A 26,176-nucleotide genomic window follows, 5' to 3' on the forward strand; every position below is an offset into this window, starting at 1 on the left:
GAGTAGAGCCTAGGACGTCTCGCCGACAGGTTCGGCGCCCGCCCGCGCCGGAGGGGGCCGAACGGGCGCGGGGCGGCGGGTGTGCGGCTACATCTCGCTCAGCCTGGCCAGGGCGGCGGTGCGCACGTCGTCCTGCTCGGCCGGGTCGCCCGCGAGCCGGCGCAGTCGCGTCACGGCCTCGGGGCGGCGCGCGTCCACGTGGCGCGCGGCGATCAATCGGGTGTCGGCCTGGCAGTCCCACAGGGCTTCCACGGCCGTGTCGGCGGCGAACGAGGGCTCTATCCGGGCCAGCGTCTGCACCGCGCAGGCGCGCAGGCCGGCGGACGCGGCCTCCTGGTAGACGCCCTTGACCAGGTCGAGCGCGTCGACCAGGGCCAGCCGCCCGATGCCGGCGACCAGGTCGCACAGGCGGAAGTGGTCGGCCTGATCGGTGATCGGGTCGCCGACGCGCATCGGCGCGGCCACCCGGGTGCGCAGGGCGTCCAGCAGGATCGGCCCGTCGACGGCTTCCCCGGCGCCGGCCAGTATCCGCACCGCGACCTCGCCGAGCAGGTCCTCGCGGCCGGCCCAGACCCGGGCCCGGGCGACCGCGGCCGGGCTGCGCAGGCCGCCGATGGCGTGCGCGGCGGCAAGCCGCACCCCGGCCGGCGTCTCCGGCGCGAGGGCCCCTTCGGCCAGGTCCAGGAGTGCGCCGTCGCCCTGTTCGCCGAGGTATCTCAGCGCAGCCGATCTGGCGCCGTCCGGCCCGGCCCACGCGGCGGCCAGGATCGCGCCGCGGTGCTCGGGCCCGGCGACCGCGCTCAGCCGTCGTCCGCACGCGAGCGATTGTCGGGGACCGTCGGCGGCCTCGGCGAGCACCTGGTCGACGGTCTGCGCGGGCGCGGTCGGCGGCCCGGTCGGGATCTTGATCGAGCGGGTCAACTCCCACCGCCACCAGTCCAGGTCGACCTGTTCCACGACCGCGCGCACCCGCTCGTCCTCGGCCGCCCAGACCCGCCACGGGCGCATCCCGGTGGAGCGCTTGACGCAGTCGTAGAGCTCGTCGTCCTCGCCGCGCTCCAGGACCACCTCCAGCAGACCGGCCAGGGCCGTGTCCTGGCCGACCGCGGCGAGCCGGTCCAACGCCTCCGCCCAGTCGCGTCCCTCCTCGACGTACGCGCGCAGCAGCGCGGTCGCGTCGGCGCGGCCGAGACGGGCGAGGGTGCCCAGGACGGCGAGCGGGAGCGCGGTGCGGTCCGCGTCCTCGTCCGTCCAGTCGTCGTCGCACAGGAGATGTCGGGCGAGGCCGTCGAGACCGGCGTCGAGGTCCGTGTACAGGCGTGCGTAGTACAGCGACCGCGACTCGGTGGCCGGAACGGCACGGGGATCGCGGACCACACAGCCGTCGAGCGCGTCGAGCACAGCGACGCGGTCGGCGACGAGGGCCCGCCGGGCGCCCTGACCGTGGCCGCTGCGGAGCAGGCCAAGGAGAGCGTCATGCGAGGTGATGACCGGATCGAACATGCCGCAAGCATCGGTGGCCGGCAACCCTGGAGCAACAGGATTTAGGACACATGTACCCGTTGCCCGTTGTTTCGGGGAAACCGTGTTGCCGTTTCGTCACCGCAAGCTATGGACTGTACCGTCCACGTTCGCGCGTTCGCCGCCCGGGTGTGCCCGGACGTGCCCCGCCCGGCGTGCGCCGGCGCGTCACGCGCGCCCGACCGGGACCGGCTCACTGCTGTTTGGGCACCTGCACGCGCGGTCGATCCCGGCGCACGATGCCGTAGTCCTGGCCGTCGAGCGGGCCCAGTACGCTCGCGGGCACGAACGACTCCATCGCCCAGGCCCTGGTCTGCACGTCGGCGGCGAAGCCGTACGCCCCCCAGACGGGCCAGCGCACGCGGGCGCGCCAACTGCCGTCCCGGTACTGATGCCAGCTCACCAGGGTGACCTCCAGGTGTTGTCCGTCCGGGAGGAACATCCGTACCCGCGGGCCCGTCGGGCGCGGATCCGCCTCCTTGCGGCGCCCGCCGACCGGGCCGAAGGGCGGCTCGCGGCGGCCGGCGGCACCGGGCGCGCGAGTGGGCGGATCGCCGGCGGCCGTACTCGGTTCTGTTGCGGTCTTGCTGCTCACGCGGCCATTGTGCGGCGCGAGCGCGGCCCGCCGGCCCGAAAGCCGCCGCAGCACGCCGACGTCCCACCCGTACGGCGCACGGGGCGCCACGCGAGTGGGACGGGCACGGTGGTGAGATCCGTCAGGACACCACCCGAAGCTCGGCCGGAGCGACCACGCTCAGGCCCAGCATCGCGGCCAGATCCTCCACCAGATTCACGGCTTGGTCCGCGGTCAGTCGTTCGACCGTCCACTCGGTCGTGGGACGGCCTTCGGCGTCGGTGTGCGGACCGAACCTCAACTCGATCGGACGATCCGCGTCGGCGGAGGGCAGCACCGGAACCCGGGCCACCAGGGTGACATTGTTCGACATGACGTCGACTCCCTTCGGAGAGCGAAAACGATCGCCGCTGTCATTGCCGGTCACCACTCACGCTCGCATCGCCTACGGACCGTGTCCAGGTGTCTCCGGAGGCACAGGGAGCGCACAAGGCGCGTCCCGACGCACGAGACGGCCCCGACGCACGATGTGCGCCGGGGCCGTCTCGTCGATCGTGTGGGGGAACTCCCCCGCAGGTGGGTGAAATCGCCCCTCGTGCGGGGGAACTGCCCCTGCTGCGCAGGCTGACCGGCGCGGACGATCCGGATCGCCCCCGAGCGGGGGAACTGCCCGACACCGCACCCGATCACGGGCGGATCAGCCGAAGAAGGCCTTCACCACCGGTCCCGCCGCCGAGCCGCCGGACTTGCCCTTCTCCACCAGCACCGCGATCGCGACATCGTCCTTGAACGCGATCATCCAGCCGTGCGTGAGGGTCTCGCCCTTCTCGTCGAACTCGGCGGTGCCGGTCTTGGCACCGACGGTGCCCGGGATGCCCTGGAGCATCTTGCCCGAGCCGTTGGCCACCACGCCCTGCATCAGCGCCTTGAGCTGACCGGCGATCGCCGGGTCCAGATCGTGCGAGGGCACCCGACCGGGCACGTCGTCCGGCGCGAGCACCGGCTGGTTGAACTTGCCGGAGGCGATCGTCGCCGCGACCGAGGCCATCACCAGCGGACTGGCCAGCACCCGGCCCTGGCCGATCATCGACGCGGCCTTGTCGTTCTCGCTGTTGGCCGCGGGCACCGAGCCGTCGAAGGTCACCGTGCCGACGTCCCACTTGGCGCCGATCCCGAACTGATCGCCCGCCAGCTTGTTCAGCGTGTCGTTCTCGATCTTCGACCGGTTGCCGATGAACGCCGTGTTGCAGGACTGCGCGAAGTCGTCCTGGAAGAGCGCGTTGGGCATCGGCTGGAGACCGTCGTAGTTCTTGAAGGTCTGGCCGTTGACCACGAGCGTGTTCTCGCACGGCACCTTGTCGGTCGGCTTGAGGCCGGCCCGCAGCAGCGCCCCGGAGGACACGGTCTTGAACGTCGAGCCCGGTGGGTACCGACCGGTGAAGGCACGATTGTCGCCGTTGGCGGGGGTGTTCGCGGCGGCCGAGATGCCTCCGGTCTTGGCGTCGATCACCACGATCGAGGCGTTGTTGCCGCCGGTGACCGCCTTGAGCGCCTCCTCGGCCCGCTTCTGCGTGTTCGGGTCCAGGGTGGTCTTCAGCGGCTCGGACGGCTTGCCCTTGACATCGACCAGCGTGGTCTTCTCCGAGCCGGCGGCGTCCACGATGCTGATCTTCAGCGCGGCGGTGCCGGCCAGCTTCTTCTCGTAGCGATACTGCAGACCGGAGGCGCCCACCGAGTCCGCGGAGGACGCGCTCGGGTCGGCGTTCTTGAGCAGGTCCGCGTTGTCGCCGGAGCCGACGGTGCCGACGATCTGCTTCGCCACGTCGCTGGCCTGCTGGGTGCTCTCCTTGACCTGTATCCCGCCGAGACCGGCCAGCTTGAGCTGGCCGTTGCCGTCCCACTTCTCCTTGCGCAGGGTCACCAGAGGCAGCGACTGGTTCGGATCCGCGGCCGCGACCCGGGACTTGAGCTTGGCTATGTCCAGGTCGAACAGCGGGTCGGCGAGCGCGGCGTACAGCGCGTCCGGGTTGGTGATCTTGGCCGGCCACAGGGACAACGCCACCACCGGCGTCGAGGTGGCCAGCGCCTTGCCCGAGCGGTCCAGGATCTCGCCGCGCTTGGGCAGCGTGCGGTCACGCTTGATCTTGCCGGTGTCGGCGAGTTGCGGGTGCACGATGGACTGCGTCCAGTGCACGGTGGTCTTGCCGTTCGCGGTGACCACCGGGACGGTCGACTCGATCTTGACCGGGTCGGTCACGCCTTTGAGGGTCAGCGTCGCGTTGTAGCTGAGTGTGGCGGGCGCGTTGTCCTTGCCCTTGGTGTACGTACCGGGCTTGTACTCGGCCTTGACGATGCCGAGCTGCTTGCCCGTGGTGTCCAGTCCCTGCTGTGCCGTGGTGGGGTTGTCCGTGAAGGACGCGGCCTTCGGCAGATCGCCGCTCTGCCACGCGGTCAGGAAGTTCCTGGCCGTCGCCTCGGACGTGTCCTTCTTCTCGTCGCCGCCGCCGCTGCACGAGGTCAGCGCGGCCACCACGACAACGGACAACGCCAACGGCACGGCCGACGGGATCCGCCGCATCTTGCTGCCCACCAGATTCCTCCCGAACGTCCACGAACCCCCGGCAGCCCGCCGGAGGTCTTCGATCACGCTACCCGGACCGCCGGCGGGCGTCGGCCATCGGGCAGGCGTACGGCCGACTTGTGACCTGGTTGTTGAGGTGCCCGAAACACCCCGGGTGAGGGATCGCCCTCAACCCTGGGCGAACGGGAGCCGAATTCCCGGCGGGAGGAAACCGGTCTCCCACCCGGTGCGTCGGTAGGAGCATGAGGGTCCGCCGGGACGGGGACCCGCGTTGACCGTTGGCACCGTCGAGCAGGAGGAGAACGGGGCGATGGGGACCACACGGATCGCCATACCGACACCACCGCGTTACGGGTGGCAGGAGGACGCGGCATGCAGGGGCCTGGACGCCGGGCTCTTCTTCGGTGACGACCAGGAGCGACCCGGCGAGCGCCGGGCCCGCGAGCGGGTCGCCAAGAAGGTCTGCATCTCCTGCCCGGTGCGGCGGCGCTGCCACGAGCACGCGATGTCGGTCCCGGAACGCCGAGGTGTGTGGGCGGGTCTGGGCGAGACCGAACGCGCCGCGCTGTTGCGCGAGCAGGAGCAGGAACACGAGCACGAGCACGAGCGGGAGAAAACCACGACGGCGGCCTGACCGCGCCGGCGCGGCCCGGTTCGGGCTCAGGCCGGCAGGTCGTCCTCGGTGAGCAGGCCACGCACGTCGAGTCGGGCCCGCACGTGCGGCGCGCACGCGTCCACCACGACCGCCGCGCCGATCCAGTCGGCGCCGGCCTCGGTGACCATCCGCCGCACGGCGCTGGCCTGCGCGCCGGTCTCGATCCACTCGTCGACCAGGAGCACGCGATCGCCCGGGCGGAACAGCCGGCCGGGGACCACCAGGGTGAGGCCGCCGTCCTGGTATTCGGGTGGGGTGGCGGCGCGCAACATGGGGTCCTCGCCGGGCCGGCCCCCGTCGCCCACGATCCGTCGATCCTTGCGGATCTCGACGAAGCCGACGCCCAGGTGCAGCGCCGTGATCGGCCCCAGGACCAGACCTCGGGTCTCGATGCCGACGATCAGGGTGGGCCGCGCCTCCGCGTGCAGCGCGCCGAGTCCGGGACCGAGCATGGCCAACACCTCGGGGTCGTGCCACCAGCCGGACGCGTCGGCGAAGGTGCCCCACGGGGTCTCCCGCCAGGTGAACGCGTCCGCGAGTCGCCGCGCGATGGCTCCCACGCTGCCCTGACGGCTCGTCACCTAGGCGCACCCCGTTCCGTTCCCGCACCGGCATGTCCGGATCTTCGACCGGACAGGCTACCGGTGCGGGTCGGCTCGGATCCGCGAACCCGCCCCGGGCGGCCCGCACTCGACCGCCGGCACCCGACGGCCGACCGAGCCACCGGACAACGCGTCAGTCGGCGCCGGGACGGTCCAACGGCTGCTCGACCAGTGCGAGCACCCGACTGGCCATGAACCGCGCGGTGCGCACCACGGTGCCCGTCCGGGTCAGTTCGCTCACCTCGACGACACCGCGGCGGACCGCGACATCCAGCCGGCGCCCCGCGCGCGTCGCGGTCATCTCGTAGGTCTTGGTGCTGTCGCCCGCGTCGACCACTATCTCGACCCGATCGCCCTTCATACGTGCCCCCTTCGACCGATTACCCCCATCTTCTCCCACAGGTCCGACATCGACCGTCTCCCCGATGCGGGTGGTCCGGCGCCGACTCCGGGGCGCCTTACCGCGCCGGGCACCGGCGTTCCTCTAACGTGTGTCGCACACAGGGGATTCGGGCACACGACACCCGGACGACGGCAACACGCGAGGGGATCGGGCACACATGACGATGGTGCGGCTGCGACGGCAGGATCCGCGCATCGTCGGTTCGTATCGGTTGTTGCGTCGGCTCGGCGCCGGCGGCATGGGCGTGGTCTATCTCGGCGTGGACCGACACGGCAACCGGGTCGCGCTCAAGCTGATCCGCCAAGAGCTGGCCGGGAACCCGGAGTTCCGCTCCCGGTTCGCCCGCGAGGTGGACGCCGCCCGGATGGTCCGCGGCAATCGCACGGCCGCCCTCGTGGACGCCGACGCGAGCGCCGACCGCCCCTGGCTGGCCACCGTCTACGTGCCCGGCCCCTCGCTGCAGCGCCGAGTCGGCGATCGCGGCCCGCTGGGCTGTCTGGACCTGGCCCGGGTCGGCTCGGCGGTGGCCGACGGCCTGGTGTCCGTACACGCGGTCGGCGTCGTGCACCGCGACGTGAAGCCGTCGAACATCCTGCTGTCCCCCGACGGGCCGCAGATCATCGACTTCGGCATCGCCTACGCGGACGGCGCGGGCACCCTGACGGTGACCGGAACCGCGGTCGGCTCACCGGGATTTCTGGCCCCGGAGCAGGTGCGCGGGCAGACCGTCACCCCGGCCACCGACATATTCGCGCTGGGCGTCACGCTGGCCTACGCGGGCCGCGGCGCACCGCCGTTCGGGTCGGGGCCGGTGGACGCGCTGCTGTACCGCGTCGTGCACGAGGAGCCGGATCTGGAGGGGGTGCCGGAGCAGGTGGTGCCGTTGATCTCGGCCTGCCTGTCCAAGGACCCCCGGATGCGACCGTCCGCCGAACAGGTACGCGAACGGCTGGCCGCGATCGCACGCCAACGCGAGGCCGAACGCGGCACCCCGAGCCGCGGATCGGCCGCGGCGGCGACCGCGTCCGGCTCGGCCCCGGTCGCCGCCGCGGGCCGGACCGACGGCGGCCGGACGGTTCCCACTCCGACGCGCGAGCGGGATCGGGACCGGGCCAGGCGTGAGGCGGCCCGCCGGGACGGTGCGCGGCGGGACGAGGACACCCGGCCCGAGCGCGCCGCGGCGAGCCGGGCCGAGTCGGGACGGGCGGAGGCCGGGCGGGTGCCGGTCGAGGGACGTTCGACGTCCCGCCCCGAGTCGGGCCGGCACGAGTCGACCCGACCCGACGGCGGGCGACCGGACCCGCGGGCACACGAGGGGCGCGGGTCGGACGGCCGCGGCCACGAGGGACGTGGGCACGAGGGGCGCACGACGGAGGCCGGGCGGGCGGAGCCGGTGCGGCACGAGCCGGGTCGGGCCGACGCGGGGCGACCCGACGGCGGGCGACACGACGTCACTCGCGGCGAACGCGGCGAACGCAACGAGCCGACGCGCGGTGCCACGCCGGACCGGCAGGAGCGTCCGGACCGCACCGACGCCAAACGCGCCGGCCGGGTCGATCACGGGCCGCGCTCGCGGGCGGGGAGCACCGCCGGCACCCCGCACCGACGCCGGCCCGAGGACCGACGGCGGTTGCTGATCCAGCAGTTGATCGTGTTCGTCGTGGTGACCGCGATCGCCGCGTTCGCCATCGCCGCGTTCCAGAACGACGACGGCGACGACAAGGACGACACCAAGACCTCGACGGTCGCCCAACCCGCGCCGCCACCGCCGGGCCCGGGCGCGTTCCGGATCGGTCCGGCACACGGCTCCATCCCGATCGTCGGCTGGTCCGACCGCACCTACGCGGACCCTTCCGCCGGCGGCGCCACCGTCACCCTCACCGACGGCTCGGCGGTGGTCGGCAGTGACCGGGTCACCCTCGGCGACGTGGTCCCGGCGAGCCTGGACGGCGCGCCGGCCGTGATCGTGGTGCTCACCCGCTCCCCCGGGGCGGGCGGCCCGCCGACCCATCTGGTCGAGCTCTACCGGTTCGCCGACGGCACCCCGGTCGCGGTCGCGGCGCTGGCCACGGCCGCCGACCTGCAGGCGGTCGCCACCCGGTGGACGGTGGTGGACGGCGCGATCGTGCGCATCCAGTCCTACGTGGACGTCGCCGACGTGACGACCCGCTACGTGGTCGGCCCCGACGGTGTACTGGTCCCGGCCGGGGTCTGAGCGGCAAGCCCGGAGGGAAAGCCCACCGGTCCCCGACCCGGCCGAACCCCACACCGGGCGAGGGCGGTTCCCCACTCGGGGCACGACAGGACAACGAGCGGGACGTAGCCACCCGACGCACGAGGAGGGGCACCCGGCCGAAGCCGGGTGCCCCTCCTCGTGGCGATCACATCTCGTCGCGTCGGATCGCGCGGTCCGGGCTCAGCCGAACTGGCGCTCCAGGTCCTTCAGTTTGCGCTCCAGCGAGTCGAGCCGGGGCAACGTCATGGTGTCGTCCTCGGCGGTGAGGTCGATGACGTCGCGCCGCTCGCCACCGGTGCCGGCCGTCGCAGGGAGCTCGCTCGCTCGCGCGGAGGGGGCAAGAGCCGGACGGCCGGAAGGGTTGTTCGAGTCGGCTGAGCCGCCGTGGCCGGAAACGTCGTTTCCGGCTATAGCAGGCTCCGAGAGTGCTTCGGAGCCGCCACCTCCCGGCAGAGCAGCCATTTCCTGACGCGCGGCGCCGCGGCGGCCGAAGTGCCCGCCACCGCCCTCACCACGACTGAGCGCCTTGAGCTGCGCCCGCTCCCGCTTGCCGTCGATCCGCCGACGCTCGCGATCGTCCTGCTTGGCCCGTTTGTCCTCGCGGACCTCCTCGACGGCCTCGTCGAGGGTGCGCACACCTTCGAGCAGCATGAGCGACCACGCGTTGAACGTCTCGTGCGGGGCACGCAACCAACGCACGATCCGGATCTGCGGCAACGGACGTGGGACCAAGCCCTGTTCGCGCAACGCGGCCCGGCGGGTCTGCTTGAGCGCGCGGTCGAACAGGACGGCGGCGGAGAGCGACATACCGGCGAAGAACTGCGGCGCACCGGCGTGCATGTCGCCACGCGGCGCGTGCACCCAGTTGAACCAGGCCGAGGCACCAGCGAACGTCCAGACGAGTATCCGCGAACCGAGCGCCGCGTCACCGTGGCTGGCCTCGCGCACGGCGAGCACGGAGCAGAACATCGCCGCACCGTCGAGCCCGAAGGGCACCAGGTATTCCCAGCCGTTGGCCAAGCCGAGGTTCTCCCGGCCGAAGCCGACCAGGCCGTGGAACGACAGGGCGGCCGCGACACCGGCACAGACGAACAGCAGGGTGTACGAGGCGACCCCGTACATCAGTTCCTTGCGCCGCCGGCGGTCCTGCTCACGCTCCCAGTTGTCGGATCCTTCCCCGGTATCCGTCGCGTCGACCTTGCGGCGTCGGACGACCAGATACGCCACAAGCGCCATAAGGGCGACCAGTTCCGCCAAGCCGACGAGGGCCCAGGCCAGGGGTACACCCATGATCTCCAACGAGCTTTGCCTCGCTTCCCGTTCCTGATCCGATTGCGCGGCGTCCCATACTGGCGGAATTTCGCCTGGTGCGGGTCGAATCCACCGAATATCCCGCGTGTGGGTGACAGGACATTCCCCTGCACAACCACATTTTCGGCCGCCCGTGCGACCCCAACAGGCCACTGCGCCAATCGGGGCGACGCTCGACCGTACTGCACTTCCGCGCACACGCTAGTCCAAGATCACATTCGATCGAAATTGGCATGACACGATCGGCATGTCGTGGGAGAAATCAGGGAAGGTCTTGACGCCCATTTCCGATCGATCGGAAGAAACGTCTCAAGAAACGCAAGAAAGAGGGAAGCGGATCACTACCAACCAATCGCGCAAACGCTCACTTTCGGGCGCGAATCAGGACGCGAACGATCGGATGAAACTGCACCGGACCGTCGCTTACCTGGACGGACGACCCTACACGCTGATCACCTTGCGACCGTCGACCACGACCCGGTTCGCCGTCAACCACTTCCACGACTCCTGGCACGTGCTCTCCGACCGGGCCGGCGCCCTGCTGTTCGCCCGGCTGTCGTGGGGCCTGGCCTACGGGCGGCACGAGAACACCGTCGTGGTCATCGACCGGCGGTTCCTGGACCCGACCCCCTTCGAGGCGGAACCCTCGCTGCCCATCGTGCTGTTCGCGACCGAGCGCACGCCGTTCGGTGGCCGCGCCGCGCGCGATCTGCGCCGGGTGTTGCCCACCCTGGGCACACCGACCGCCACCGTGCGTTGGCACACCCACGGGTTGACCACCGCACTGGCCGACCGCGCCGCCTGGCAGCGCAAGCACCCGGCGCCCCCGGTGAATCGGGAGCGCGAGCACCGGCACAAGCGCAAGCCGCACCACACCGTGCGCGACGGTCTGTTGGTACTGCCCGGAACCACCGGGACGCTGCTGCACGACGCGGTGTCGATCGCGAGCCTGACGGTGTCCGGCGGGGCGCCGATGGCCTACGAGTACCTGCACCGGTACACGTTCCAGATCTTCCACGACTACCGACGCCGGGTCAGCGCGGCGCGCACCGCCCGCCGCGAAATCGAGGCACTGCCGGTGCCACCGGATCGGTTCACCGGTCGGGGCTACTACGCCGAGGACGCGGTCCGCCGGCACATCTGGGTGCGCGGCACCGAGATCCGCAAGGAGCGCATGCGCGGCCGACGGGTCACGCGTCGGCCCGCGCTCTACCGGACCCACTCGATCAACGAGATCCAGCGATCGGGCAAGACCCCGTTCGAACGCCTGGCGAACATCCCCGTCGACGAATGAGCCCGCGACAGGCGCGCCGCCGACCCGTGCGCCCGGGGCCGCTGCGGCTCACCCGTAGCTCACCGCGTAAAAGGCGACCGCCGCCGCGGCACCCACATTGAGCGAGTCGACCCCGTGCGACATCGGGATCCGCACGAGTCGATCGGCCGCGGCGAGCGCCTTCGCGGTCAACCCGGGACCCTCGGCGCCGAGCATCAGCGCACACCGTTCCAGGTCCGCCGCCGGCAGTTCGTTCAGCGCGACCGACCCCGGCGCGGGAGTCAGCGCGAGCAGGGTCAGACCGGCCCCGCGCAGCACGTCCAGCCCACCGGGCCACGGCTCCAGGCGGGCGTAGGGCACCGAGAACACGGCACCCATCGAAACCTTGACCGAACGCCGATACAACGGATCCGCACAATCGGGCGACAACAACACGGCGTCCATGCCCAGAGCCGCCGCACCGCGGAAGATCGCACCCACGTTGGTGTGATCGTTGACGCCCTCCAGGACCGCGACCCGACGTGCCCCCGCCACCACGTCGGCGGCCGCCGGCAGCGGCTTGCGGCCCATCGAGGCGAGCGCGCCACGATGTACCTGATAGCCCGTCACCCGCTCGACCACGTCCGGACTGCCCACGTACACCGGCACGTCGGCGGTCTCGATCACCTCCGCCATGGTCTCGATCCAGCGCTGCGAGAGCAGCATCGAGCGCATCGGGTATCCCGCCGCCAACGCGCGGCGGATCACCTTCTCGCCCTCCGCCATGAACAGCCCCTCGGCCGGTTCGCGGCGGCGGCGCAATTCCACGTCGGTCAGGTCGGTGTAGTCGACGAGGCGCGCGTCGGCGGGGTCGTCGAGCATGATCACGGGCACCGCCCCAGTGTCCCAGCCGCGGCCCGGCCACCCGGGACCGCCCTCGGACCGCGGCCGGCTCGCGGTCAGCCCGACAGCGCCACCACGTCGCCGACCACCACGATCGCCGGCGGCCGAATCCCCTGCGCCACCACATCGGCGGCGGCCGAGGCCAACGTCGTGCGCAACACCCGCTGGGTGGCCATGGTGCCCTCCTGGATCACCGCCACCGGAGTCGTCCCCGCCCGCCCGTGCGCCAGCAGCGCCGAGGTGATCGGCCCGAGTCGCTCCACCGCCATCAGCAGCACCAACGTGCCGCGCAGCCCGGCCAGCGCCGCCCAGTCCACCAACGAGCGCGGATCCTCCGGCGCGACATGCCCGGAAACCACCACGAACTCGTGCGCCACGCCCCGGTGGGTGACCGGGATGCCGGCTATCGCGGGCACCGAGATCGCGCTGGTGATCCCGGGCACCACCAGGCACGGCACCCCGGCCTCGGCACACGCGAGTGCCTCCTCGAAGCCCCGACCGAAGACATAGTTGTCGCCGCCCTTGAGCCGGACCACGAACCGGCCCGCCTTGGCGTGCTCGATCATCGCGGCGTTGATCGCCTCCTGGGCCATCGCCCGTCCGTACGGGATCTTCGCCGCGTCGATCACCTCGACATGCGGCGGCAACTCGCCCAGCAGCGCGCGCGGGCCCAGCCGGTCGGCGATCACCACGTCGGCCTCGGCGAGCAGTCGCCGCCCGCGCACGGTGATCAGGTCCGGGTCGCCGGGTCCGCCACCGACCAGGGCCACCCCGGGCAACGCGCCGATCGGGCGCTCCCCGCGAGCGGCCAGCGAACCGTCGTGCAGGCCCTCGACGATGCGATCGCGCACGCCCGCGGCGCGCCGCGGGTCGCCGCCCGCGAGCACGGCCACGGTCAAACCGTCGTGTCGCCCGCTCGCCGGCGTCCACGCGCTGGCGTGCGACGCGTCGTCACAGCGCACGCAGAACACCCGCAGCGCCTCGGCGTCGGCGGCCACCGCCTCGTTGACCTCGGCCACGTCGGTGGCGGCCAGCGCGTACCACGCGCCGTCCAGGTCACCGGGCGCGTAGGCGCGCGGCAACCAACGCAGTTCGCCGCCGGTCGCCATGCCCTCGACCGCCGGCGTCGCCTCGGGGGCGACCACGAGCACGTCCGCGCCCGCGTCGAGCAGGGCGGGCAGTCGGCGCTGGGCGACCGTACCGGCGCCGACCACGACGACCCGGCGTCCTTCCAGACGCAGGCCGGCGGGATAGGCGGGAGGACCAGGGAGTCGGGACATCGTTCTCACTTTTCCGGGTGGCGCGGGGTGCGCTGCGTACGGTGTTTCTTGATCTTTCGGTGCACGGACGGTTGCTGCCTCGGCGGCGGTCCCCACGATCCCGGTATCGCTCCGGTGTCGCGTCGGCCGTCGCCTGGGCGGTTTTTCCGCGCGGAAAGGGCACCTCTGCCACTCCATCGTGGCGGAGGTGCCCTTCGGCTGCTGCGGGCGGGGGTGGAAATCAGTCGGTTTTGCCGCTGACTCCCGCCGCGTCGAACGTGGCCACATCGTGCAGTACGCGGACCGCACTCTGCACCAGGGGCAGGGCGAGCACCGCGCCGGTGCCCTCGCCGAGCCGCATCTCCAACTCGACCAGCGGACGCAGCGACAACTTCGCCAGGGCCGCCGCGTGGCCGGGTTCGGCCGACCGGTGACCCGCGACGCACGCCTGGATCGACTCCGGCGCGATGGCCTGCGCGACCAGGGCCGCCGCACCGGCGATCACCCCGTCGAGCACGACCGGTACGCGCAGCGCCGCCGCGCCGATGATGTAGCCGGCGAGCGCCGCGTGCTCCAGACCGCCGATCGCGGCCAGTACGCCGATCGGGTCACCGGGATCGGGTTCGTGCCGCGCCAGCGCCGCCTTGACCACCTCGATCTTGCGCCGGTGCGTGGCATCGTCGATGCCCGTCCCGCGACCGGTGATCTCGGCCGGCTCCATCCCGGTGAACACCGAGATCAGCGCGGCGGACGCGGTGGTGTTCGCGATCCCCATGTCGCCGGTGAGCAGACCCCGGTTGCCGGCGGTGACCAGGTCCCGGGCGGTCTCGATGCCGACCTCGATGGCCGCGATCGCCTCTTCGCGGGTCATCGCGGGGCCCTGGGTCATGTCCGCGGTGCCCGGCCGGATCCGGCGCGGCAGCAGTCCGGTCGCGTTCGGCAGCTCGGTCGCGACGCCGACGTCGACGACGCACACCTCGACACCGATCTGCTTGGCGAACGCGTTGACCACCGCGCCGCCGGCGAGGAAGTTGCCCACCATCTGGGCGGTGACCTCCTGCGGCCACGGCGACACGCCCTGCGCGTGCACCCCGTGGTCGGCGGCGAACACCGCGACCGCGGCGGGCTCCGGAATCGGCGGCGGGAAGGTCCGGGCCAGCCCGGACAACTGCGCGCCGATCGTCTCCAGGATGCCCAGCGAGCCGGGCGGCTTGGTCATGTTGCGCTGGTGCTCCCACGCCGCGCCCAACGCCTTGGCGTCGAGCGGACGCACCGATTGCAACGTCTCGTCGAGCAGGCTGACCGGCTCCTCGCCGGGCAGACCGCGGCGACCGTAGGTCTCCTCGTGCACCACCCAGGACAGCGGTCGGGCCTTGGCCCAGCCCGAGGTGGCCAGCTCCGGCTCGTCGGGGAACGCGTCCACGTAGCCCACGCACAGGTAGGCGACCACGTCGATGTGTTCGGGCAGACCCAGTGCCGTGGCCAGCTCGCGCTCGTCGAAGAAGCTCACCCAGCCGACCCCGAGGCCCTCGGCCCGGGCGGCCAGCCACAGGTTCTCCACCGCGAGCGCGCTGGAGTAGGGGCCCATCTGCGGTTGGGTGTGCCGGCCCAGCGTGTGCCGGCCGCCGCGGGTGGAGTCCACGGTGACCACGATGTTGACCGGGGTCTCCAGGATCGCCTCGACCTTGATCTCCAGGAACTGCTTGGCCCGGGCCTTGGGCAGCGAGGTGGCGTACGCCTCGCGCTGCCGCTGGGCCAGTTCCTGGACGGTGACCCTGGTTTCCTCGGAGCGGATCACCACGAAGTCCCACGGCTGCGAGTAGCCGACGCTGGGCGCCGCGTGCGCGGCCTCCAACACCCGGACCAGGACGTCGTCCGGCACCGGGTCGGGCCGGAAGCCGGCTCGGACGTCCCGGCGCTCGCGCATCACCCGATGCACCGCCTCGCGCGCCGCGTCGTCGTAACCGGGAGCGGCGGGGCCGCGCTCGATCTCGGGCTCGGGCTCCGCCTCCGCCTCCGGCGTCGCGTCGTCCCCGGGGGTGGGCGTGGACTCGGCCGCGGGCGCCTCGGGTGCCTCGGGTGCCGGTTCCTCGGCCGACGGCGCGGGGTCGGCCGGCGCCGGCGGCTCGGCGGCCACCGGCTCGGAGGCGGGCAGCAGCACGGTGACCGCGGTCGCCGAGACGGGCTCGCCCTCGGGCTCGGCGGGCGCGGGTACCCGGGGTGCGACCGCGTCGGCCTGCCCGCCCTGGGCCGGGTCCGCCGCCGGGGTGCCGACCGGCTCGGCCGGCGGCGGCGGAATCCTGGGGATCTCGCCGCTTCCGCCGGCGACCGCGGGCTGCGGCTGCGGCTCGGACTCGGCGCCGGTGGTGCTCTGGGGGCCGTGCATGGCAGTGCTTTCTTCGGATGTACGGGGATCCGCCGGGCCGACCTCGACCGGCCCGGTGGGTGGCGCGGCCGGGGCGGCGGCTGCCGGGACGGACTCGGCAGCCGTCGCGGGGTGCTCGGCGGTCGGTGCGGTGGGGATCTCCTCGGCGAGGAGTTCCGCCGCGATGGACTGCGTGGTGGGTCCGGCCGGGACCGCGACGGCGGGCGCCGGGTTGCCGGGCCGAGCCGGGGCGACCTCGGCCGACGCGTCGTTGGCCGAGGCGACGGGTGTCGCCTCGACGGACGCGTCGCCCGCTTCGACCGCGGCCGGCGCGGCCTCGGCGACCGACTCGGGGCCGGGACCGCTCGGGGCCGGCTCGGCGGGCGCCGGGACCGGGACGGCCTCGGCGACGGGTCGTGCGTCGGCCACCTCCTCGGCGGGCGGCGCGGGCGGTGCGGGCGGCGCGGCCTGCTCGACGGGCGCGGCCGTCGCCGGTGGCCCGGTCGGCGTGACCGGCGCACCTTGAGCAGCCGACCCGGCCTGCTCCACGGGCCCGGGCGCGACGGGCACCACCGGCGGCACCGGCTGGGCCGCGGGTGCGGACTGCGCCACCGGAGTCGGCTGCGCGGCCGACTCGGCCTGCACCGCCGCCTCGGCCGGCACCACCGGCGCGGCCGGTTGCGCCGGAGCGGCCTGCGCGAGCGGTACGGCCGCCTCGGTGGTCGGCACGGTCGGGGCCGGCGCGGCCGGCTCCGCCGCCTCGGTGGGCGCACTCGGCGCCACCGGAGCCACACTCTGCTCCGGAACCACCGCTTCGCCCGCCCCGCCGTCGGCGGGCGCCACGGCCGCGACGGCCTCCGGCGCGACCGCGACGGACTCGACCTGCGGCTCGGTCGCCGGCGCGGCCGGTGGCGCAGCGGCCACGACCGACGGCGCGGCGTTCGCATCATGGGACGGCTGATCGGCCGCGACGGGCTCCGCCGGTACGGGCGATGCGACCGGCGCACGCTGCGCCGGCACCTCCGCCACCGTCGGACCCGCGGTCGCCACCGGCGCTTGCGGTGCCGCGACCGCAGCGGCGACGGGCGCGACCGGCTCGGCCGCCGGCTCGGCGACCGCGGCCTCCTCGGCGACCTGCACGGCCACCGGCTCGGGCGGTGGTACCGGCCCGAGCTGCGTTCCGACCGGAATCGCCTCGTGCTCACCCGAATCGGCCGACTCCGAGCCGGTCTCGGGCTTGCGTCGCCGCCCGCCCGTGCCTTCCGGCACGGCGGACCCGGCCGGCGGCGCCTGCTCGGCCGGCGCCGCGGGCGCGAGGCCCGGCTGCTCCGCGACGGCCGGCGGCGCGGATTCGACGACGGCCTCGGCCACCGCCGGAGCGGCCTCGACCGGCGCCGGCGCGACCAGCGGTTCGGCTTCGGGCACGGCCGCGACCGCCGGCACCGCCGGATCGACCCCGCCCGCCTCGATCACGGCCGGCGGCGGCACGGAAGCGGCCGCTTCCGGGCTGTCGATCGGGCCCGCGACGGGCGCGGCGGGCGGTCCGGTCAGCGCGTCGACGACCGCGTCCGGCGCGGCCTGCACGAACCTGGGATGCGCGGACTGCGGCGGCACACCCGGCAACGGCTGCGGTATGGCCGGCGCGGTGACCCCCTGCGCGTGCTCGACCACCGGCGGAGCCGGCGGCGCGGGCTGCTCGGCGACCGGCGCGGCGGGCGCGACCGCCTCGACCGGTGCGGCTGCCGCGACCGGCACCGACTCGACCGGCTGCGGCGCGGCCGGCGGCGGTACCACCGGCACCGCCTGCATCGGCGTCGGCTGCGCCGGAATACCGGTGTTCACCGCGTCCCCCACGGGATGTGCCCCGCTGTGCGGCCCGGCCTGCTGCGGCACCGGGCCGCGGCCGACCCGGCGCTGCCGACGCGGCGGCAGGGTGGTGCGCTGCGGCACCGCGGCGGCGACCGGGAACGGCGGGGTGTCCGCCGGATTCCCACCGGCCGGGGCACTCGGCTGCGCGGGTGCCGGCGGCTGCGGTGCCGGCGACTGCTCGGTCTGCTGCGGCTGGTCCACGGTCTGCGCCACGCGCACCCGTTGGCGCAGCCGACCGCCGGTGATCCCGGGCTGCTCGACGAACGCGCCGGCCGCCGGGTCGGGCACGGCACCCGACGGCGCCTCGGGCCCGGCCGCGGGTACGGCCGGTGGCACGTCCGTGCCGTACTCGGCGCCCGGCTGCCCGACGATCGTCGGCACGAACCGCGGCGCGGCGGGCGGCGGTACGACGGGCACCGCCTGCGCGGGCGGCGCGGCGGGAGCGGGCACGGCCTGGGCCGGCACGCCTTGCCCGGGCACACCCTGCCCGGGCACACCCTGCACGGGCACACCCTGGGCCGGCGCCGGATACGGCTCGGCCACGCCCTGCGGTGCGCCGTACTCCCCGGGGCCGAACCCCTGGACCGGCTGCGGGACTTCCTGATGCGGCGTCATCGGGCCGGGCGGATACGGGATCTGACCGGCCGTCATCGGCGCGGCATAGGTCTCCGGCGCTTCCGGCTCGTCGATGATCATCGCGGCGAACATGCCGGACTGCGGGCCGGGTACGGCGTCGTACGCCTGCTCGATCGGCGACACCGGTACCTGTCCCGAGGCGTCGTCGCCGGCCGCGGCCATGCGATCGGCCAGGGACATCCCCGGTGCAGCCGGCATCGGCACGTTCGGGTCGGCCCAGCCGGCCTGTGGCCCCGGCATCAACAGCGAGTCCTCGTCGTCCAGATCGTCGTACGGGTATGGACCGGCCGGTTCCCCCACCGGACCGGTGCCGGCGGCGTGCCTGGCGGGGGCAGGGCCCACGCCCTCCCCAGCAGGTCGGCGCTCGTCGGCTTCGCTCATGTAACTACTCCTTCCAGGGCAGCCGCGAAGGCCAGCGTCGTGGCACGATCCCGCACCGCGATCCGAAGCCAATCCGGGCCGAGGCCCGGAAAAGTGTCGGCCCGCCGAACCGCGTAGCCTCGCTCCCTCAGCTGCTCGCGGATCTCTGGGCCCCCCTCGATCCGCGCGAGCACGAACGAGGAACGGGGAACGACCGGTAGCCGAATCCCCGAAACCGTGCGCAGCCTCTCCACGAGGTACGAACGGTCAGCCGCGAGCGTAACGGCCAACGCCTCCGCCTGCGCGAGCGCCTCCGGCGTGCAGCACGCCTCGGCGGCGATCAACGCCGGTGTCGACACCGACCACAACGGCTGAGCGTCCGTGAGGATGCGCACCAGATCCGGGGAAGCCAGGACGTAACCGATTCGAAGTCCGGCCAACGCCCAGGTTTTCGTGAGACTTCGCACAACCACGAGCCCGGGCAGATCGCGTCGCTCGGCCACGCTTTCGGGCTCGCCCGGAATGGTGTCGGCGAACGCCTCGTCGACCACCAGGATTCGGCCGGGGCGCGCGAGTGCGGCGATCGTGGCCGCCGGGTGCAGCACCGAGGTGGGATTGGTCGGGTTGCCCAGGACGACCAGGTCGGCCTCGTCGGGAATCCGGGCCGGGTCGAGGGCGAAGCCGTCGTGCTCGTCCAGCAGCACCCGATGCACGGTGTGCCCGGCGGCCCGCAACGCGGCCTCGGGCTCGGTGAACTGCGGGTGCACGACCACCGCGTGCCGAGGGGTCAGGGTGCGGGCGAGCAACACGAACGCCTCGGCGGCGCCCGCCGTGGGCAACACCTCGGCGACCGGGCGCCGATGTCGCGCCGCGATGGCCGCCCGGGCCCGACCGGTGTCGGGGTAGGCGGCCAGGTCGGCCAGGCTCGCGGTGAGACGGCGCACGAGCCACGGCGGCGGGGCCGCGAGCCGGACGTTGACCGCCAGGTCCACCAGTCCCGGCCCGATCTCCGCGTCGCCGTGGTGGCGCAGATCCACGTCCGGTGCGACGTCCGCGCCCGGTGCGCCGTCCCGTTCGTCGGGATTGGGCCCGTCGAGTTCCGTCATCGCGTCACTGCCCATGTCCGTGGTTCCGTACCCCTGCCCGGTGCCCCTGCCCCGCCCGTGTCGTTCGTGTCCATGATGGTGGTGATGGTGCCCGGTCCGACGGCCGGGGTCCCGGCGTTGACCGTGAGCCGGCACTTCCCGATCGGTTCGCGGTACGAAATCGACTGCCACATCGCCGAATCCGCCCATTCCGGTACCGATCACGGCGTTTGTTGTTCCGCTTCCCGGCTCGCCGTCACGTTCACCCGCCGGCGACCGGCCGCCGGCGGGCCACCGCGACCGTACAGCGCGGACGCGCACCCACGCCGCGCGTCTTGGCCACCAGCAACTCGCCCAACGGCAGGCCCGGTACCGGCCCCAGCAGCGCGGCGGCCTCGGCCACGCCCGGCGTGCCGACCACCGCCCGCACCCGCTCGCTCGGATGCGGCACCGGCACCGCGGCGAGTTCCTGTGCCGCCCGCGCGAACAACGGCAGTCCGAGCAGCGCCGCTCCCCCGACCAGACCCGGCTCGTCGACCCGGGCCGTCACGGTCACCAGCGCCCACACCGCCGAACGCGCCAGGCCGGCCCGCGCGAGCACGGCGCACACGCTGGCGCACACCTCCCTGGCGTCCACCCCACGCGCCGCCCCGACCCCCACCACCAGATCCGGCACCATCGACGCCGCGTCGACCGTGGCCGAATCCAGCCCCCGCGCGGCGTCCGCCACCTCGACTCCCGCCGCCCGGGCGGCAGTCGCCCGCCCGCCCGACACCCGATCCGCCGTCAAGTCCGGTCCCCCCACACCACGAACACCGGATGCGCCGGTTCCAGTCGCTGGGCGCCACCGGAGACCGGCGCCAGCCGCGAAGCCTGCAACAGACAACCCTCCACGGTGTAACCCGCACGCTCCAGCACCGCGCGCGACTCGGCCACCCGATCCACCTCGGACATCGCGGCCACGATCCGCTCCGGCCGACGCGCCGCACACGCGGCCACCGTCGAGGGCCCGCCGCCCCCGACGAACACCACGTCCGGCAACGGCAATCGGGACAACACCTCGGGGGCCTTCCCGTGCACCACCCGCACCTCGACCCCGAACCGGCCGGCGTTCTCGGCGATCAGGTCGCACCCGAACGCCTCCTGCTCGACCGCCACCACCGCCGCGCCGTGCCGCGCGCACTCGATGCCCACCGACCCGCTGCCCGCCCCTATGTCCCAGACCAGGTCGCCCAGCCGCGGCCCGAGTCGGGCCACCGCCAGCGCGCGCACCTCGGCCCGGGTGATCGCGCCCGCCCGATGCGCGTACACGTCCTCCGCCACCGCCCAGCCGCGCACCGACCCCGGAAAGCCGGGGCGTTCGCCCGCCAGCCAACCCGCCGTCGCGCCCGCCCGCAGGGCCGGCCCGATCACGATCACCACGTCCACGTCGGACCACTCGTGCTCGATCGCATGCTCGGCGGAGACCATCGAGATCTCCTCCCGATCGGTGCCCAGGCGCTCGCACACCACGAAGGTGCGCGGCACATCCGGGAGCAGCGCGGCGAGTTCGGCCGGACCCGCGCCCGGACCGGTGAGCACCGCGACCTTGCCGAACGCCCGACACACGTTCGCCGCGCGCCGCACGTCCCGCCCCAGGGCGTTGACCACCCGCGCGTCGTCCCACGGCATCGAGGCCCGCGCGAACGCCAGTGCCACCGAGGACACCGCCGGCACGATCTCCAGCTCCAGGCCGTACTCGGCCCGGCGCAACAACCGCACGATCCCGAAGAACCCGGGGTCGCCGACGGCCAACACCACCGCGACGCCGCGATGCGCGCCGATGCGTTGCGCGGCCACGTGCACGTTGCCCAGCACCATCCGCTCGGCGCCCTCGGGCACCGCGACGGCGGCCAACAGCCGTTCCGGGCCCGCCACCAGGGTCGCCGTCCGCAACGCCTGCACCGCCGCGGCCGACAGCGGCGCGCCGTCGTACCCGATCACGATCACCCGATCAGCCATGGCCATCCCCCTCGCCGCGCCGAATCCCGGGGGAGGTTCGGCGCGTGGTCACGCGGCGGCGCCCCCGAAGGGGAGCCCGTACCCGTCACGACGTCGACTCCCCCGTCCGAGGTTGCGGCGATCACCGCCCGAGCGTGCGCTCCCGCGCGCGGTCGGTAATCGGCCACGCCCGCGCGTCCGCACCCGGATCCGCGCCACCCGCGCCCGCCGGGTCCGCCGCGAGCGCGCACGACCGGGCGAACCGCCGGGCCAGATCGGGCGCGCCGGCCCAGTGCGCGTGCAGATACGACGCGTGCACCGATCCGGCGATGTGCCCTTCCAGACCCGAGTCGCCCAGGCTCCACGCCGCCCGGCGCCCGGCCCGCGGCGTCAACGTCGTGCGGTGGAACTCGTGTCCGCGCACCACCCGACCGGTCGGGGCGAGCACCGAGTCGTGCGCGGCCGTCGCCTCCCGATAGCCCAGGGTCAGCCGCTCGGTCATCCGCGCGTCCGCGTCCAGCACACCGCACATCGGCGCACCGTCCAACGTCCGGGCCAGGTACAGCAGACCCGCGCACTCGGCCGCGATCGGGCCGCCGCGCGCGGCCAACGCCAGCACGTCCGCGCGCAGCGCCGAATTGGCGGACAACTCGGCCGCGTACACCTCCGGAAAGCCGCCGCCCAGCACCAGGCCCGCCGTGCCCGCCGGCAGCCGTTCGTCCCGCAGCGGGTCCACGGTGACCACCTCGGCCCCGGCCGCGCCGAGCAGTTCGGCGGTCTCCGCATAGGCGAAGGTGAACGCCGAACCGCCCGCGAGCGCGATGGTGGGCCGCCCCGGAATCGGGCCGGCCACCTCGCGCACCGGGTCCCACGGCGCGTCCGGCAGCGGACCCGCACCCGCCGCGATCCGCCGCACCCGGGCCAGGTCCACGCTGCGCGCGATCAGTTCGCCGAGCGCGTCCACCGTGCGCACGGCGTCCGCGTGCCGTTCGGCGACCGGGACCAGGCCCAGGTGCCGGGCCGGTTTGGCGATCGCTTCGTGCCGGCGCAGCACACCCAGCACCGGCATGCCGATCTCGTCCAGTGCCTCGCGCAACATGCTCTCGTGCCGGTCCGAGCCGACCCGGTTCAGGATCACCCCGGCCACGCCCACGTCCGGATCGAACGCGTCGAATCCGCGCACCAACGCGGCCACCGAGCGGCTCTGCGCCCGCGCGTCCACGACCAGGACCACCGGCGCCGCGAGCAGCCGCGCGACGTGCGCGGTGGAGGCGTATCCACCGCGCCCGGCCGCACCGTCGAACATGCCCATCACGCCCTCGACCACGGCCAGATCCGCGCCGCGCGCGCCGTGCGCGAACAGCGGCGCGATCCGCTCCTCGCCGACCAGGAACGGATCCAGGTTGCGCCCGGGCCGGCCGGCCGCGAGCGCGTGATAGCCGGGATCGATGTAATCCGGCCCCACCTTGTGCGGCGACACGACGTCGCCGCGTCGGGTGAAGGCCGCGATCAGCCCGGTGGCGACGGTGGTCTTGCCGTGTCCGGAGGCCGGCGCGGCGATCACCACGCGCGGCAGCGCCGAAGCACTCACCACTCGATGCCTCGCTGGCCCTTTTGCCCCGCGTCCATCGGGTGCTTGATCTTGGTCATCTCGGTGACCAGATCGGCCGCCTCGATCAGGCGCGGGTCCGCGTCGCGGCCGGTGATCACCACGTGCTGGCTGCCGGGCCGATCGCGCAACACCGCGACCACCTCGTCCACGTCCACCCAGCCCCACTTCATCGGATAGGTGAACTCGTCGAGCACGTACACCCGATGGGTCTCGGCGGCCAGGTCGCGCTTGATCTGCTCCCAGCCCTGGCGGGCCGCCTCGGCGTGATCGTCCTGGGTGCCCTCGCGCTGGATCCAGGACCAGCCCTCGCCCATCTTGTGCCAGGTGACCGGGCCGCCCTCGCCGGTCTCGGTGTGCAGCCGCCCGAGCGTGCGCAACACGTTCTCCTCGCCGACCTTCCACTTCGCCGACTTCACGAACTGGAACACCCCGATCGGCCACCCCTGATTCCAGCCGCGCAGGGCCAGCCCGAACGCCGCGGTGGACTTGCCCTTGCCGGGCCCGGTGTGCACGACGACCAGGGCCCGATTGCGACGCTGACGCGTGGTCAGCCCGTCGGCGGGCACGTGCGTGGGAACGCCCTGCGGCATGATGATCTCCCTTGGTATGTGGAACGTCGGCCCTGACCGGGCACGTTGACGAAAACACGAGCGTGACACCGACCGGCGGGCCGGGCGTCAGGCCACCGAACGCACATCCCGCACCAGCCCCGCCAGACCGTCCGCCGCCAGTTCCTGCAACGTGACCACCGGAGCGCCCAGATCGCCGGCCAGCCGCGCCGCCAACCCGAGCCGAACCGGCCCGCTCTCGCAGTCCACCACCAACGACGCGACCCCCGTCGCGGCCAGCAGCCGAGCCGCCCGCCGGCTCTCGCCCAGCGCGTCCCGGCCGCCCGTCGCCCGCCCGTCGGTGACCACCACCACCAGCGCCCGGCGCAGCGGATCGCGCAGCCGCTCCACCCGCAACGTCTCGTGGGCACGCAGCAGTCCGGCCCCCACCGGGGTACGCCCGCCGGTGGGCAGCGCGGCAAGCCGGGCCGCGCCGATCTCGACCGAGGAGGTCGGCGGCAGGACCAGCGCGGCGTCTGCGCCGCGGAAGGTGACCAGGCCGACCTTGTCCCGCCGCTGGTAGGCGTCCAGGAGCAGCGACAACACCGCGCCCTTGACCGCGCTCATGCGCTTGCGCGCCGCCATCGACCCGGACGCGTCCACCACGAACAACACCAGGTTGCCCTCGCGGCCCTCCCGGACCGCCTCGCGCAGATCCGCGCGCCGCAACACCAGCCCCGCGCCGGTGCGGCCGCGCGCCTTCTGGTGCAGCGCCGCCGCCCGCACGGTGGCCGCGACGTGCAGTCGGGTCACCCGGCCGGCCGCGACCTGGGCCCCGGTGGTGCGCCCGCTCGCGGTCCGTGCGCGCGAGCGGCGCCCGGCCGCTCCCTGGCCCACCCCGGGCACCGAGAACAACCGGGTGCGGTACGGCTCGGCCGCGGCGACGGCGGCCTGCTCGCGTCCCGTGCCGGAGGGGGCGGGCGCACCCTCGACGGACGCGTCCTCGGTACCGGGCGTCGAACCGGGCGCCGCCTCGGTCGACTTCGGCGCCTGTGTCGCGTTCCCCGACCCGTCGGAGCCGTTCGACCCGTCCGGGCCGTCGGCGTCCGACGGCGGCGACCCGCCACCGTCCGGCCCACCGTCGTCCGGCCCGTCCCCCTCCGGCTCCGGCTCCGGTTCCGGCTCCGGCTCCGGCTCGTCCGGGTCGCGCAGCGCCTCGTCGAGCAGTTCCTCGTCCAACCCCGGGGCGTCGAAGGGGTTGCGCCGCCGCCGGTGCGGCAACGCGAGCAGCGCCGCCCGGCGCACGTCCTGCGCCGTCACCTCGGTCCGCCCGTGCCAGGCGGCCAGCGCGATCGAGGTGCGCGCCGTGACCAGGTCCGCACGCATCCCGTCCACCTCGAACGACGCGCACACCCGCGCGATCCGCTCCAACTCGGCGTCCGGAAGCACCACATGGGCCAGCGCCGTGCGGGCACGCAGGATGCGCTCGGCCAACTCGGCGTCCTCGCCCGCCCAGCGCGCCGCGAACGCGTCGGGGTCGGCCTCGTACGCCAACCGTCGGCGCACCACCTCGGCCCGCTCGCGCGGCTCCCGGCTGGCCGCGACCTCCACGGTCAACCCGAAGCGGTCGAGCAACTGCGGTCGCAGCTCGCCCTCTTCCGGGTTCATCGTGCCCACGAGCAGGAACCGCGCGGCGTGCCGCACCGACACCCCCTCGCGTTCGACGTGCGAGGTGCCCATCGCGGCCGCGTCCAGGAGCAGGTCCACCAGGTGGTCGTGCAGCAGGTTGACCTCGTCGACGTACAGCACGCCCCGGTGGGCCGCGGCCAACAGGCCGGGCTCGTACGCCTTGACGCCCTCGGTCAGGGCGCGCTCGATGTCCAGCGAGCCGGCCAGTCGGTCCTCGCTGGCGCCGACCGGCAGTTCGACCAGGCGCGCGGCGCGGGCGCTCCCGCCGATCGCCGCGTCGTGCGGGCCGTCCGGGCAGTGCGGGTCCGGGGCGTCCGGATCACAGGAGAAGCGGCAACCGGGCACCACCGCGACCTCGGGCAGTTGGCCGGCGAGGGCCCGCACCATGGTCGACTTGGCGGTGCCCTTCTCGCCGCGCACGAGCACGCCACCGACCGCGGGCGAGACCGCGTTGAGGACGAGCGCCAGCCGCAGATCGGCCAGGCCCACGATCGCGGAGAACGGGTACGCGGCGCTCACCGGCGGGCTCCCGCGCCGGATATGCCGTCAGTTGTCACAAAGCACGCAGGCATGCGCCGTCGGCCTCCCTCGGGTGTCCACGCCCTGGTCGGTTGCGGAACCCGCGAACCGGGCCCCGGACAGCGGCAAGTCTCTGGCTCACGCCCGCCCGACGGCGCGCGTTCACAGTGGCGGGACCGCTCCGGGTTGCCGCACCGCGCCGCCTCCCTCGGACGT

Annotated in this window: 19 protein-coding genes; 3 read left to right on the forward strand and 16 right to left on the reverse strand. The window is 73.9% G+C overall.

What is annotated here, in order from left to right; all coding sequences use genetic code 11:
* Positions 1–87: 87 nt before the first annotated feature.
* The 4 genes from ACH4U8_RS20050 to ACH4U8_RS20065 all read right to left on the reverse strand — a co-directional run bounded on the left by ACH4U8_RS20050 (position 88) and on the right by ACH4U8_RS20065 (position 4,685).
* Positions 88–1,503, reverse strand: a complete 1,416-nt coding sequence (locus ACH4U8_RS20050) for a HEAT repeat domain-containing protein (RefSeq protein ID WP_360306227.1) — start codon at positions 1,501–1,503, stop codon at positions 88–90.
* Positions 1,504–1,714: 211 nt separating this feature from the next.
* Positions 1,715–2,116, reverse strand: coding sequence for a hypothetical protein (locus tag ACH4U8_RS20055; RefSeq protein WP_379992418.1), 402 nt, complete (start codon positions 2,114–2,116; stop codon positions 1,715–1,717).
* A gap of 121 nt (positions 2,117–2,237) precedes the next feature.
* A complete protein-coding gene (locus ACH4U8_RS20060) occupies positions 2,238–2,468 on the reverse strand; it encodes a hypothetical protein (RefSeq protein WP_360306231.1) in 231 nt (76 codons plus the stop codon).
* 324 nt (positions 2,469–2,792) lie between these two features.
* Positions 2,793–4,685 carry a penicillin-binding transpeptidase domain-containing protein gene (locus ACH4U8_RS20065; protein ID WP_395779091.1) on the reverse strand — a complete coding sequence of 631 codons (1,893 nt, stop codon included), beginning with the start codon at positions 4,683–4,685 and terminating at the stop codon, positions 2,793–2,795.
* A 262-nt stretch (positions 4,686–4,947) separates the two neighbouring features.
* On the opposite strand from ACH4U8_RS20065, the gene ACH4U8_RS20070 reads away from it, so the two are divergent.
* Positions 4,948–5,310 (forward strand): WhiB family transcriptional regulator, encoded by a 363-nt coding sequence (locus ACH4U8_RS20070; RefSeq protein ID WP_395779093.1) that lies wholly within the window; start codon positions 4,948–4,950, stop codon positions 5,308–5,310.
* A 26-nt stretch (positions 5,311–5,336) separates the two neighbouring features.
* Here the strand turns inward: ACH4U8_RS20070 and ACH4U8_RS20075 are convergent, their stop codons facing one another.
* Complete coding sequence (locus ACH4U8_RS20075) at positions 5,337–5,912, reverse strand: phosphoribosyltransferase family protein (RefSeq protein WP_360306237.1); 576 nt, start codon at positions 5,910–5,912, stop codon at positions 5,337–5,339.
* A gap of 154 nt (positions 5,913–6,066) precedes the next feature.
* Complete coding sequence (locus ACH4U8_RS20080; RefSeq protein WP_020548744.1) at positions 6,067–6,294, reverse strand: hypothetical protein; 228 nt, start codon at positions 6,292–6,294, stop codon at positions 6,067–6,069.
* A 199-nt stretch (positions 6,295–6,493) separates the two neighbouring features.
* On the opposite strand from ACH4U8_RS20080, the gene ACH4U8_RS20085 reads away from it, so the two are divergent.
* Entirely contained in the window at positions 6,494–8,551 is a 2,058-nt protein-coding gene (locus tag ACH4U8_RS20085; RefSeq protein WP_360306239.1) for a protein kinase, read from the forward strand.
* Between the two features lie 201 nt (positions 8,552–8,752).
* Here the strand turns inward: ACH4U8_RS20085 and ACH4U8_RS20090 are convergent, their stop codons facing one another.
* Positions 8,753–9,871 carry a DUF2637 domain-containing protein gene (locus ACH4U8_RS20090; protein ID WP_379990468.1) on the reverse strand — a complete coding sequence of 373 codons (1,119 nt, stop codon included), beginning with the start codon at positions 9,869–9,871 and terminating at the stop codon, positions 8,753–8,755.
* Between the two features lie 412 nt (positions 9,872–10,283).
* Here ACH4U8_RS20090 and ACH4U8_RS20095 point away from each other — a divergent pair, with 412 nt between their 5' ends.
* Positions 10,284–11,177, forward strand: a complete 894-nt coding sequence (locus ACH4U8_RS20095) for a hypothetical protein (protein ID WP_395779095.1) — start codon at positions 10,284–10,286, stop codon at positions 11,175–11,177.
* A 48-nt stretch (positions 11,178–11,225) separates the two neighbouring features.
* Here ACH4U8_RS20095 and ACH4U8_RS20100 read toward each other — a convergent pair whose 3' ends face one another.
* The 9 genes from ACH4U8_RS20100 to ACH4U8_RS20140 form a co-directional block, all read right to left on the reverse strand.
* Positions 11,226–12,017, reverse strand: a complete 792-nt coding sequence (locus ACH4U8_RS20100; RefSeq protein WP_395779530.1) for a TrmH family RNA methyltransferase — start codon at positions 12,015–12,017, stop codon at positions 11,226–11,228.
* A gap of 77 nt (positions 12,018–12,094) precedes the next feature.
* A complete protein-coding gene (cobA, locus tag ACH4U8_RS20105) occupies positions 12,095–13,318 on the reverse strand; it encodes a uroporphyrinogen-III C-methyltransferase (RefSeq protein WP_360306245.1) in 1,224 nt (407 codons plus the stop codon).
* A gap of 220 nt (positions 13,319–13,538) precedes the next feature.
* Complete coding sequence (gene cobT, locus ACH4U8_RS20110; RefSeq protein ID WP_395779097.1) at positions 13,539–18,548, reverse strand: nicotinate-nucleotide--dimethylbenzimidazole phosphoribosyltransferase; 5,010 nt, start codon at positions 18,546–18,548, stop codon at positions 13,539–13,541.
* On the reverse strand, positions 18,545–19,648 hold the full coding sequence (cobC, locus tag ACH4U8_RS20115; RefSeq protein WP_360306249.1) for an Rv2231c family pyridoxal phosphate-dependent protein CobC: 1,104 nt from the start codon (positions 19,646–19,648) through the stop codon (positions 18,545–18,547). The genes cobT and cobC overlap by 4 nt, the downstream gene beginning before the upstream one ends.
* 226 nt (positions 19,649–19,874) lie before the next feature.
* Positions 19,875–20,342, reverse strand: a complete 468-nt coding sequence (locus tag ACH4U8_RS20120) for a cobalamin biosynthesis protein (protein WP_395779099.1) — start codon at positions 20,340–20,342, stop codon at positions 19,875–19,877.
* 56 nt (positions 20,343–20,398) lie between these two features.
* Complete coding sequence (gene cbiE / locus ACH4U8_RS20125) at positions 20,399–21,613, reverse strand: precorrin-6y C5,15-methyltransferase (decarboxylating) subunit CbiE (RefSeq protein ID WP_360306253.1); 1,215 nt, start codon at positions 21,611–21,613, stop codon at positions 20,399–20,401.
* Between the two features lie 121 nt (positions 21,614–21,734).
* Entirely contained in the window at positions 21,735–23,183 is a 1,449-nt protein-coding gene (locus ACH4U8_RS20130; protein ID WP_379989029.1) for a cobyrinate a,c-diamide synthase, read from the reverse strand.
* Positions 23,180–23,794: a cob(I)yrinic acid a,c-diamide adenosyltransferase gene (cobO, locus tag ACH4U8_RS20135; RefSeq protein WP_360306257.1), complete on the reverse strand. Its 615-nt coding sequence runs from the start codon at positions 23,792–23,794 to the stop codon at positions 23,180–23,182. Before cobO ends, ACH4U8_RS20130 begins: the two co-directional genes overlap by 4 nt.
* 87 nt (positions 23,795–23,881) lie before the next feature.
* Positions 23,882–25,960, reverse strand: a complete 2,079-nt coding sequence (locus ACH4U8_RS20140) for a putative cobaltochelatase (protein WP_395779101.1) — start codon at positions 25,958–25,960, stop codon at positions 23,882–23,884.
* Between the last annotated feature and the right edge of the window lie 216 nt (positions 25,961–26,176).

Origin of the sequence: Embleya sp. NPDC020886, from assembly GCF_044333915.1 — a bacterium.
Classification (GTDB): Bacteria; Actinomycetota; Actinomycetes; order Streptomycetales; family Streptomycetaceae; genus Embleya.

Bases quoted from the DNA above. Each gene is read 5' to 3' on its own strand.
- ACH4U8_RS20060 (WP_360306231.1), bottom strand. From the start codon at position 2,468: ATGTCGAACAATGTCACCCTGGTGGCCCGGGTTCCGGTGCTGCCCTCC.
- cbiE (WP_360306253.1), bottom strand. From the start codon at position 21,613: ATGGCTGATCGGGTGATCGTGATCGGGTACGACGGCGCGCCGCTGTCG.
- cobC (WP_360306249.1), bottom strand. From the start codon at position 19,648: ATGGGCAGTGACGCGATGACGGAACTCGACGGGCCCAATCCCGACGAA.
- ACH4U8_RS20095 (WP_395779095.1), top strand. From the start codon at position 10,284: ATGAAACTGCACCGGACCGTCGCTTACCTGGACGGACGACCCTACACG.
- cobA (WP_360306245.1), bottom strand. From the start codon at position 13,318: ATGTCCCGACTCCCTGGTCCTCCCGCCTATCCCGCCGGCCTGCGTCTG.
- ACH4U8_RS20085 (WP_360306239.1), top strand. From the start codon at position 6,494: ATGACGATGGTGCGGCTGCGACGGCAGGATCCGCGCATCGTCGGTTCG.
- ACH4U8_RS20080 (WP_020548744.1), bottom strand. From the start codon at position 6,294: ATGAAGGGCGATCGGGTCGAGATAGTGGTCGACGCGGGCGACAGCACC.
- cobO (WP_360306257.1), bottom strand. From the start codon at position 23,794: ATGCCGCAGGGCGTTCCCACGCACGTGCCCGCCGACGGGCTGACCACG.
- ACH4U8_RS20050 (WP_360306227.1), bottom strand. From the start codon at position 1,503: ATGTTCGATCCGGTCATCACCTCGCATGACGCTCTCCTTGGCCTGCTC.
- cobT (WP_395779097.1), bottom strand. From the start codon at position 18,548: ATGAGCGAAGCCGACGAGCGCCGACCTGCTGGGGAGGGCGTGGGCCCT.
- ACH4U8_RS20100 (WP_395779530.1), bottom strand. From the start codon at position 12,017: ATGCTCGACGACCCCGCCGACGCGCGCCTCGTCGACTACACCGACCTG.